The following is a 10455-nucleotide window of genomic DNA, read 5'->3' on the forward strand; positions in this document are numbered from 1 at the left end:
TTTTTAACTATTATTTTATTAAACTACCGTTACTTCACTCCCCATTTCAGTTGAACATTACGTTCAAGACGGGAGAAGACGACATTATCCACGATTGTTCCGATGATAGCGATGATGATCATCACGGAGATGACCAAATCCATTTGTCCCAGTGATCTGCCCATTTCCAGCAATTGTCCAAGACCGCCTCCCCCGCCAAGTAATTCACCGGCCATCAATGCACGCCAGGAAAAGGCCCATGCGATTCGGAGACCGGATATTATTTGCGGGACGGATGCTGGTAAAATCACGGTGCGAAGAAAATGAAACCCAGTCGATCCATATGTTTTTGCAACCCGCTGATACAACTGTGGTACATTCCGGAAGCCACTCGTTGCATTAACCGTCATCGTCCAAGTTGCTCCGATGGTAACGATGAAGAGGATCGAAAAATCATTCAATCCAAACCAAATGATCGCTAAAGGGAACCACACGATACTCGGGATGGACTGTAATGCCGTCACGACGAATCCTAAAGTGTCTTCGACCAATTTATAGCGCCAAATGAAATATCCTAATATCAAACCTACTATAATGGCAATCATAAAGCCGATCAGGATACGGCCAAGGCTTTTTCCGATGGCTTCGGTTATTTGTCCGCTCATCAGTCCATTAAACAGAGTTTCCAAAACCTGAGTCAGGCTTGGGAACATGAAATCCGGAAGACTGGAAAGTCTAGATGTGACTTCCCATATCCCCGCTATCATCGCGATGAATATGATTCGTCTTAAAGCTGTAATCATTCCCCATTTCCTCCTTCAGCACTTTTTCAATTTCCTCCTGCAAAATCGATAGAACCCTTTGTTCTGTATGCAAAGTTACACTATCCGGCATAACTCCATCTTTCATGGAAGGGACGGAAATCGTCTCTTTAATTTTCCCTGGACGGGTTGCAAAGACGATAATTTTTTCGGAAAGCTGAACAGCCTCACGAATATTATGGGTAACGAAAAAGATCGTCACTTTAGTTTTTCTCCAGATTTCAAGCAGCTCTTTATGCAAGACCATCCTCGTTTGCTCATCAAGCGCAGAGAATGGCTCATCCATCAACAGGATATCCGGTTCCATCACCAACGCTCTTGCGATGGCTACCCTCTGTTTCATGCCCCCTGAGAGTTGATGTGGATAGGAGTCAACATATCGGCTGAGGTGAACCATCTTTAAAATGTCCAATGCCTTGGCTTTAGCCTCTTCATTGGGAATTTTCTTTAACTTCAATCCGTATGTAACATTTTCAAGTACCGTCAACCAAGGGAATAATCCCGCCTCTTGAAACACTACAACCCGTTCCGGACCTGGCTTCACCACTTTTTTCCCAGCTACACGTATTTCACCTGTATCTGCCTTATCAAGTCCGGCAATCAGATAAAGGAGCGTGGATTTCCCACATCCTGAAGGGCCGACGATCGAAACGAAGCTTCCTTTCTCGACTTCTATGTTTATCTTATCGAGCACCTTTATGCTTTCTTTCTTTTCATTCTTAAAACTTTTTTCAATGCCATCTATTGTTAAATACATAAAGTCACCCCACTTTTATATCGCATCGATTTACTAAACATTATTTCTTAATAATGATTAATCCAATGGTTTTTGTCAACTATAAAAATGCAAAAATTCTAATTTATCGGTATCTTTCTATTCAATTGTCGATGTATTGATAAATATTCCAGACTTACACAAAAATACAAATGAACAAATCCCAATCAGCAAATATAAAAACCTGAGCCCTTTGTAAGGGTTCAGGCTAATTTTAATATCCATTTTTTCACCTACACTCTTTCGATGACCTTAAAAAATCCTGCTTCCATACAATTTATCCTTCATCTTTTGTGTCCTTGCATGCAGAGGCTTTTTCAAAATGACCCCTAAGATGAGTGTGAATATTAAAAAGAGAATCAGGATAAAAATGTCCTTGCCAGCTACGCTCCAAGTTATTCCCCCAACAGATTCACGAAGTAAACCCACAGCATAGGTGAACGGCAAGTACGGGTTAATATGCTGAAAAAAGGGCGGTGTGACCTGAATCGGGAAGGTGCCTCCTGAACTTGATATTTGAAGGACCATCAATACGACGCTTATCCCTTTTCCAACATTTCCAAGAACGGAAACGAAGGTGTAGACAATGAGTGTAAATACTGTACTTATCAGAACAGAAAACAGGATGTACTCAAATTTATCCGCTACATATACATCGATCAGGATGATATTCCCAATGGAAACACTAAGAGCCTGCATTACCCCAATGATGAAAAATATAAGATACCGCCCGATATAAATTTGATACGGGCTGTAGACCTTTTGAGAAACACCCACGCTAAGCATGGAAATCAATATTGTACCGCCGACCCAAAGGGAAAGTGCCGTAAAGAAAGGAGACATGGCGGATCCATAGTTCGGAATCGGAAAGAGACTGTGTTTATTGAGCAGCACTGGTTCTGAAAAAAATTCACTTTCTTGTTCAATATCATTCCTTAGGAAATCGATCACTTCTTCCATATTATAAGACTTATCGAATTCCCTCATTTTAGAAGCTAGAGCCTTTATTTTCGTTTCGATTTCCGGAAACTTATTCTGTAACTTTTCGATATCCCCTGTACGTGTTTCCAATGTTCGATTGGTCTCATTCAATAGCGTCCTAACCTCAGGAAGAACCTTCGCTCCCTCCTCCATCGTAATCTGGACACTATTCAATATTGCATCTGTTTCAGTCCAGATTTCAGTGAATTTTGGCCCTGTTTCCTTTGAATAGCTCTCCTGGAATCTTGCCAAGACTTGATCATTGTTCCCGCCAAGTTCTATAAGTTTGCCGAAGGATCGGTTATTCAGCGCTTGAAGTTGGTTCGAAGCATTATCCCTTAGTTCATCAACCAGCTGTATTTCTGGCTGAAGCAAGTTTTGCTCATTAAATTGATTGACCCTCACCAATAAATTATACATACTGTCCAAAAGGTACAACTCTTTATTTATCCTCGTTACCCCTTGTTCCACTAGCTGATCATACTCATTGCCCGGCAAATCCTGACCCGTTAACCGGTTCGCCAGCACTATAACGGATTCATTATCGCTCCTGATGTTCGCAATATCATTTTTCAAAAGGGGACTGATTCCTTCGAATGCCTGCCTTGTTGAATCTACATAACTAGAAACGTCCGATACCAATTTGTCCTTCTGCGATGTTATTCCTTCTATCGAATCCAGGCCATCATTAACCTTCTTAATGATATCTTCAGCCTTTTTGACATGTGTTTGAACGGTTTTGATATTTTGCTCGAGCTCAGGCAGTTCACCCTCTAATAAATACACCATATTCTTCATTTTTTGAATCGTCGGCAACTCGTTTTGCAAGGTGATTCCGAGTTCATTAAAGATTGCAAGGATACTCCCACTGGCTGATTTGATAAAGGTTTTGCTCACATTGTCCACAATGCTGTTGGCACCCGCTGCCGTTATTTTAGGAGCAATGGAATTGATCTTTTCATTAACATAGTAATCAATTTCCGCCTTCTTAGGGTCATCGGTCATGATCGTCGCAATATGTTCGGAAAAGTTCTCCGGGATGATGATGGATGCATAATAATCACCCTTTTCCACCTTTTCTATCGCTTCTTTTTCCGATGTGAATCTCCAGCCTAGATCCTTATTCTCCTTTAACCCTTCCATTACTTCCTTTCCTATGTTCACGGCTTCACCATTTAACTCCGCACCTTTATCATTATTGGCAACACCGACAAGGATTCCTTCCGTATTTGCATACGGGTCCCAAGATGCGACAATATTGAACCACGCATAAATGGAAGGGATGAACATGAGAAAAACAACTACGATACATACAAAGAAATTTTTATAAATGCTTTTTAAATCGTCAATGAAAATTTCCTGAATATTTCTCAAAACATACCCCCGTGCAAAAGTATTTTGATACTATTATTCGAAGAAATTTCTTTAACGATACAAGTAAACATATCCATCGATTTTTTTCAGACCAAATAAAAAGAAGCAAGTAACGAACTGCTTGCTTCCTGAGATTTCACGAATCTTGAATACCTGGTTTAAAAATAAAGCTATCAATTTATGTAAGATGGGCTCCCAATTCAAGGACGGTTTCTTGTCTTTTTCCTTTTTGAGTTACAGAATAAACGGCAAGGTGTAAGAACATACTACCACAAACGAATTGTCGGGAGTTTTGCAAGGGAGAAATTGTCATGTCAGAATCTGTTGAAATCATCTTTCGAACCTTGACGTCTTTTATTTTATTATGGGTATTTGTCCATCTCCTTGGTAAACAGACGATTGCCCAGAGGACCTATCACCTTTATATCGCTTCAATTACGATGGGGACAATTGCAGGGAATCTAGCATTCAATATAAAAATCAAATTCCTGTATTTTATCATTGCAATTATTGTTATGGGTACCATCGTATATATGCTGAATCTTCTATCGATTCGAAATCCACGCTTCGGGAAATGGATCGCTGGAGAACCTGCTACCTTAATTCAAAAAGGACAGCTTCTCGAAGAGTCAATGGAACGAATGGGATATTCACTGGATTCTCTTAAACAGGGGTTGCGAGGAAAAGATATCTTCAACATTGAAGAAGTGGAATGTGCCATTTTAGAAACAAATGGCTCCCTCTCAGTATTAAAGAAAGAACAATACCAAAATGCCGCCAAGCAGGATTTACCTTTACTGCCCTCAGCATCTGTACCGATAGAACTGGTCCATGATGGAAAGATTCTTTATGAAAACTTATCAAAACACACCTACGATTACGAATCGTTAATGGCAGAACTCAAAAAAAGAAACCTTGCTGTTTTTGATATCTCGTATGCTGTCGTAGGAACAAAAGGAAATTTGTATATTGACTTGTTTAAGGATCAATCAACGGAATAATCTTTTGGTTTTCAGTAAGCATCAAATATCTTAACAATATCGACCCATATCATGATTGACCGTGTTTCATAAAATTAAACTGGATTAAATGAGTGAAGATACTCCTTTTCATTTTAATATTTCATAAATAAAAAGTGGTTTTTCCAGAAGGAAAAACCACTTTTTCAGCCTATTATATTTAACTCTTTTCGATCACGTTTATCAATTCCCTTAAATAATCCGGTAGATCAGGCGGACGCCTGCTTGATACAAGGTTTCCATCTACTACGACGGGCTTATCTATCCAAGTTGCCCCGGCATTTTCCATATCATCTTTAATGCCCGGTGTACTCGTTACATTCTTCCCCTGTAAAATTTTAGCCGAGATCAATACCCAACCAGCATGACAAATTTGGCCAATTGGTTTTTTACTTTCTTCCATGCTTTGGATAAGTGATATCACTTCAGGAAAACGGCGAATTTTGTCAGGTGCCCAACCGCCCGGTACAAGAATGGCATCATATTCTTCAGCTTTAATACTGCCATACCCATAATCGGATATGGCTGGTACACCATATTTTCCAATGTATGTTTCATTCGCATTTTCTCCGGCGAGGTGAACAATCGCTCCTTCTTCTTTTAATCGTAAAATCGGATACCAGAGCTCTAAATCCTCAAAATCATGGTGCACAAGACTGATTATTTTCTTTCCTGCTAATCTCATGAAACCCTCTCCTTCTTTCGTTCTATTGCTTTACCATTCTTCCCTATTACTTCCCTTTTTCTACTGACTGTACACTTTACATGCAATAACCGATGCATCAATATTTGACCTAAAAATCAACCTTGACCAAGTACAACCCAGCTGCCTCCGCCATACGGCCCGTTTGGATTCTTTCTTTTGACTCTAAAATACTCGGTATATTTTCAGCATCTATTTCATTTAACCCTACTTCTATCAACGTCCCGACAATCTTCCTAACCATATTATAAAGAAATCCATCGCCTCGCACAGTAATTTGGATGAAGCCGGCATTTTCTTCTATATCAATGGAATATATCTCACGCACCATGGATTTTTTCTTGGACTTTGCATTTGAAAAAGCAGTGAAATCATGTTCACCTATAAAAAATTGACATGCTTTTTTCATTCTAGTGATATCCAGCTTTTCCTCTACATGCATACTGTACTTTCTCATGAAAGGATTTGTGTATGGCTCGTTCCAGATCTTATACAAATAGGTTTTATCCTTAGCATTATAACGGGCATGAAAACGATCAGGAACTAGCGTAACATCGACAATGCTGATATCTCGGGGTAAATATCTATTTAAATAATTCATGATTTCTGCTTCAGTCAGATTTTCACCGAGCTTAAAATTGGCGATTTGAGCAAGGGCATGTACACCTGCATCCGTTCTGCTGCATCCGATGATTTCAATTTTTTCCCCTGCCATTTCCGTTAATACATTTTCTATTTTCCCTTGAATCGTATCATCACTATTACCTAGTCGTTGCCAGCCCTTATAGCGCCCGCCATCATATTGAATGGTCAATTTATAATTGTTCATTGCGTCCTCCTTATTTTATTCCTGTAAAGTCATCTAAACAGAAAATTCTCGATAAAATACAAGCCCCCATACAACTCCTGCTGTATGAGGGAACAGATGGTCCTTTCTTAGAAACATTTAAATTGTTAAGTTGTTAATGGTTTTGTAACTGCTCCACTAGTCTACAGAGTAAAAGGAGTTCCATTTTAAGGGTTCGTTTAAGATACACCCCCACAGCCTCATGGACCATGATTTATGTAAAGATCCTGCAGCTCATCCATGCGATTCCATAGTAAATCCTAGCAATCAAACTAAAAAAGCACTTCTGCATAGTGTACCAAAGTGGCTAACGTCATGCAACGAACGAGCCGGCGTCACAAATCCAGTTTCCGTGCAATGCAGAATCACACAGGAATAATAAATGGAAATCAAAAAAATAAAAAGGCCCAAACCCTTGTTATATCAAGGATTTGAGCCTTTGGCAGTTGATGATCTGTGTGGGAATCGACCCACGACCCCTTCCCTGTCAATCTTGTTGAGCAAAATCAAACTAGTTTAACTGAGTTAAATAAGTCTAGAAAATGTTGATATATCATGGTTTGTTTTAGGGTCAACATTAGATTAGTTAAATAAGTTTAACTCAAAAAAATAAGTATGTTAGCAAATAGTGAGAAGGTGTTCTGCTTTACTCTATTTAGCTTATGCTGAATGGTACATTAATATGGACCTTTTCAAGGTATTCATTCTATTTGTTAAAAGATGTTTCTGTTACATACTATCCTATAATTTCAGACACCAAGTCCTCTAAATTCATTTGCTTTATTTCGGAAGGGAAATGATCATGGCGTGCGCAAACAGCTAACTTATAAAAGGAATCGATCGAATACTGTTTAAAATAAAAGGAGGTATCATTACATTCTGATTTAATACCAATAGTACTATTATTAGAATCCATAATTATTGAAAATGAATTTAGAGGAATCGATAAACCTAGTCCTACAGCCTTGATATAGCTCTCCTTTAAAGTCCATATATCAAAAAATCTTGACCGTTGCTGATCTTTTAATGAGAAAATATAATCACATTCCCTTTTCGTGAAAAATTGGCAGGCAATTTGTATATCGATTAATTTTTCTTTTTCTATATCAATACCAATTTGATTTCCATCAACTGCACAAACAACCCAATCTTCAGAATGGCTTAAATTAAATTTAAAATTCTCTACATCAGATAAGTAGGGTTTGCCATAAGTATTTGTAGCAAAATTATATTTGTAGTCATTTCGAACATTCTTTTTTTTAATAATACTGCGAATTAACATCTCCGCAACAATACCTCTCATAGAATCTTCAAATCTCTTAAATTGTCTAAGCTTACTTTGCTTTTCTAATGGCAAGAGCCGCAATAATTGCTCGTACGTTGAAAAACATAATGGATTTAAGAGATTAACAGCAAAAATTTCCATTATCAAACACCAACATCTTAGTTAATATATTATATTTCAAGAAGCAATATATATCCTATAACCATTCCGCTTTTATCCATTTTTTTATTTATTTATACTGAGCTGTTCTATATTTATTGAAATACTAGTAAGTACATTATTAATTTGATCAACAACTTCTTCTGTATGTTCATTAATAAAAAAATGCCCGCCTTTAAATGGATAGAAACGACAATTACTTTTTGTGACCTCTTGCCATCCTGATAAGTCCTCCCATGAAACTGCTCTATCATCAGTTCCGCTAAATACGGACACATCACATTCTAGGTAATCATCCGTACGATCAAATTTATATGTTTCAACCATTTTAAAATCTGCCCTTAGAATAGGGATAAATAAGGAAGCTAATTCTTTATTTTTGAATACAGCTTCATTTGTCCCATTATAGTTTAAAATATGCTTTATAAATTCATCTTCAGGTAAATTATAACAATTCAACCCTTTTAATTTGACTTGTGGGCCCTGTTTACCCGAAAAAAATATATGAACAGGTGACGGATATCCTTCCTGCTTTATTTTTTTACAAAGTTCATAAGTAATAAGGGCACCCATACTATGACCAAATAAAGCATAAGGGGGTTTAATTTGATCCTTTATTTCTTTAAAAATATTTCTGACAATATCAGGAATATTATCGATAAGGGATTCATTCATTCTAGATCCTCTTCCGGGTAATTCCACTTGTTTAAGCTCAATTAAGGGATTGACTAGTTTTTTCCACCTTGAATAGACTGCTGCTGACCCCCCTGCATAAGGAATACAAAAAAGCTTTACCTTATTCAATTTCCTCTCCCCTTTCTGTTTTTTTTGATTGACACATTCATAAGATTTATCTACATTAATCTTATGAATGTATAGGAATGCTACTTAAATGGCCTTTAATGCTTTCATTCTACTCATCATAATGGTAAGTACCACCATAATAACTCCGCATACCATTGGTAATAACCATGGAGATACTATATCTACTAAAGCTCCTCCAATAACTGCACCTACTGGAGTTAACCCTGTAACAAAGGTTAAGATGACACTTCTTACTCTGCCTAACATTTCATTTGGCACCTTTTTTTGTAGTGTTACAAAAAACGGTATGTTATATGAAACTGAACATATAGCAAGAATAATAAATAATATGATCGAAATGATAAAATAAGAAATGGTATCAAGAGTAATGATTAAATCACATGTCAAAATTCCAGTAAAAAGCATTCCAACGGAAGAGACTGCTATACAGCTCATGATCCTTTTATAATTACTGTTATTCTCAGGTAATAAAAGCGTTATAACTGTACCAACAAGCATACCTAAAGGAAAAACCGACTCTAATACACCTAGTTGACTAGATGATAATTCCCAGACATTCACAGCTATATAAGGCACCGTTACTGTAATTCCAATTATAAAAAACATATTAAAAAACACTGTAAAACTTCCCAATACGACTAACCATGTCTGTGATCTGATATAGGATATTCCTTCTTTTAAATCTTCAAAAAAGGTGTTTTTTACACCATCATCATTGTCTTTATTCCCTTTTTTATCAATACCATATATTTTATCCTTAACCTTAAAATCTAGTAAATGATCCATTAAACCTGCAAAAATAAAAGATAGTCCATTGAATAATAAAAACAGTCTAATATCAATTAAAGCAAAAGCGACTCCACCAATACTAGGTCCTGCAATGTTTGCAATGGATAATACAGCTTGATTGAGAGAAGTAACTTTCGTTAATCTTTTTTCATCTACCAAATTTGGAATCGAAGCTTCCATTGGTGTTTCAGAAAAAATAGTACATGTTGCTATTAAAAAAGTTGATAGATATATATATATTAATCTCAAGCTATCGAAACTGCTTAATACAAATAAAGCAATAACAACAATTCCGCATAATAGATCCATTATTACAATCATCTTTTTCCTATCAACTCTATCCGCAACAACACCTGAGATCGGCCCAAATATAATTTTTGGTATCGTTCCTAATGCTATCGTTATGGAAAAATACAATCCTGAGCCTGTCGTACTTAAAATATACAGCCCCATTGCAAAACTATAAATGCTGCTTCCGAATATTGAAACTACCTGGCCCAGAATAAGCATAAATATATTCTTTTTAACCATTCGATTGATACTTTTTTCATCTGTAATTGCAATGATTTCATTTTGGAATGCCTTTTCCATATATTACTCATCGTCCTTATAACAAAAGTATCAAGTATGACACTCCGTTTTTATTTTTATACCTATTATCTCCATATTCTCTGTTCGAATTATTTAGTTTTACTACTAACTACCAATTTTTATCATTTAAAAACTTGTACACAGCTTCCTCCCTTTCTTTCAAATTGTCTTCTCCAAATGGATCTAAATTCAATTCCCCATCGATTCTTCCATCTTTTAAATATATGATTCTATTTCCTCTCGTTGCTGCTTTGAGGTCATGCGTTACCATGACAATACTTTGTCCTTCGTTATTCAGTTGTGTTAG

9 protein-coding genes and 1 pseudogene are annotated in these 10455 nt (G+C 36.9%); 1 reads left to right on the forward strand and 9 read right to left on the reverse strand.

All coding sequences use genetic code 11. The annotated features are described in order from the left end of the window. Window positions 1-29: 29 nt before the first annotated feature. The 3 genes from ACYP5M_RS25355 to ACYP5M_RS25365 form a co-directional block, all read right to left on the reverse strand. Window positions 30-782, reverse strand: a complete 753-nt coding sequence (locus ACYP5M_RS25355) for an ABC transporter permease (RefSeq protein ID WP_459735687.1) — start codon at window positions 780-782, stop codon at window positions 30-32. Next, the gene (locus ACYP5M_RS25360; RefSeq protein ID WP_101224077.1) at window positions 715-1557 is read right to left on the reverse strand and encodes an ABC transporter ATP-binding protein; all 843 of its coding nucleotides are present in this window, start codon (window positions 1555-1557) and stop codon (window positions 715-717) included. The genes ACYP5M_RS25355 and ACYP5M_RS25360 overlap by 68 nt, the downstream gene beginning before the upstream one ends. Window positions 1558-1827: 270 nt before the next feature. Next, complete coding sequence (locus ACYP5M_RS25365; RefSeq protein ID WP_459735688.1) at window positions 1828-3930, reverse strand: YhgE/Pip domain-containing protein; 2103 nt, start codon at window positions 3928-3930, stop codon at window positions 1828-1830. Window positions 3931-4241: 311 nt separating this feature from the next. Here ACYP5M_RS25365 and ACYP5M_RS25370 point away from each other — a divergent pair, with 311 nt between their 5' ends. Continuing rightward, the gene (locus ACYP5M_RS25370; protein ID WP_434168930.1) at window positions 4242-4931 is read left to right on the forward strand and encodes a DUF421 domain-containing protein; all 690 of its coding nucleotides are present in this window, start codon (window positions 4242-4244) and stop codon (window positions 4929-4931) included. A gap of 178 nt (window positions 4932-5109) precedes the next feature. Here the strand turns inward: ACYP5M_RS25370 and ACYP5M_RS25375 are convergent, their stop codons facing one another. The 6 genes and pseudogenes from ACYP5M_RS25375 to ACYP5M_RS25400 all read right to left on the reverse strand — a co-directional run. After that, on the reverse strand, window positions 5110-5634 hold the full coding sequence (locus ACYP5M_RS25375; RefSeq protein WP_230177678.1) for a type 1 glutamine amidotransferase domain-containing protein: 525 nt from the start codon (window positions 5632-5634) through the stop codon (window positions 5110-5112). A gap of 109 nt (window positions 5635-5743) precedes the next feature. Then, a complete protein-coding gene (gene truA, locus ACYP5M_RS25380) occupies window positions 5744-6481 on the reverse strand; it encodes a tRNA pseudouridine(38-40) synthase TruA (RefSeq protein WP_101224081.1) in 738 nt (245 codons plus the stop codon). Between the two features lie 754 nt (window positions 6482-7235). Further along, window positions 7236-7925, reverse strand: a complete 690-nt coding sequence (locus tag ACYP5M_RS25385) for a 4'-phosphopantetheinyl transferase family protein (protein WP_230177679.1) — start codon at window positions 7923-7925, stop codon at window positions 7236-7238. A gap of 84 nt (window positions 7926-8009) precedes the next feature. Then, complete coding sequence (locus ACYP5M_RS25390) at window positions 8010-8747, reverse strand: thioesterase II family protein (RefSeq protein WP_434168927.1); 738 nt, start codon at window positions 8745-8747, stop codon at window positions 8010-8012. Between the two features lie 84 nt (window positions 8748-8831). Beyond that, entirely contained in the window at window positions 8832-10148 is a 1317-nt protein-coding gene (locus tag ACYP5M_RS25395; protein ID WP_230177682.1) for an MFS transporter, read from the reverse strand. A 109-nt stretch (window positions 10149-10257) separates the two neighbouring features. Then, a pseudogene (locus ACYP5M_RS25400) lies at window positions 10258-10455 on the reverse strand (ABC transporter ATP-binding protein); the annotation flags it as partial.

This window comes from Peribacillus sp. N1, assembly GCF_054600815.1.

Bases quoted from the DNA above. Each gene is read 5' to 3' on its own strand.
- ACYP5M_RS25360 (WP_101224077.1), bottom strand. From the start codon at position 1,557: ATGTATTTAACAATAGATGGCATTGAAAAAAGTTTTAAGAATGAAAAG.
- ACYP5M_RS25385 (WP_230177679.1), bottom strand. From the start codon at position 7,925: ATGGAAATTTTTGCTGTTAATCTCTTAAATCCATTATGTTTTTCAACG.
- truA (WP_101224081.1), bottom strand. From the start codon at position 6,481: ATGAACAATTATAAATTGACCATTCAATATGATGGCGGGCGCTATAAG.
- ACYP5M_RS25375 (WP_230177678.1), bottom strand. From the start codon at position 5,634: ATGAGATTAGCAGGAAAGAAAATAATCAGTCTTGTGCACCATGATTTT.
- ACYP5M_RS25355 (WP_459735687.1), bottom strand. From the start codon at position 782: ATGATTACAGCTTTAAGACGAATCATATTCATCGCGATGATAGCGGGG.
- ACYP5M_RS25395 (WP_230177682.1), bottom strand. From the start codon at position 10,148: ATGGAAAAGGCATTCCAAAATGAAATCATTGCAATTACAGATGAAAAA.
- ACYP5M_RS25370 (WP_434168930.1), top strand. From the start codon at position 4,242: ATGTCAGAATCTGTTGAAATCATCTTTCGAACCTTGACGTCTTTTATT.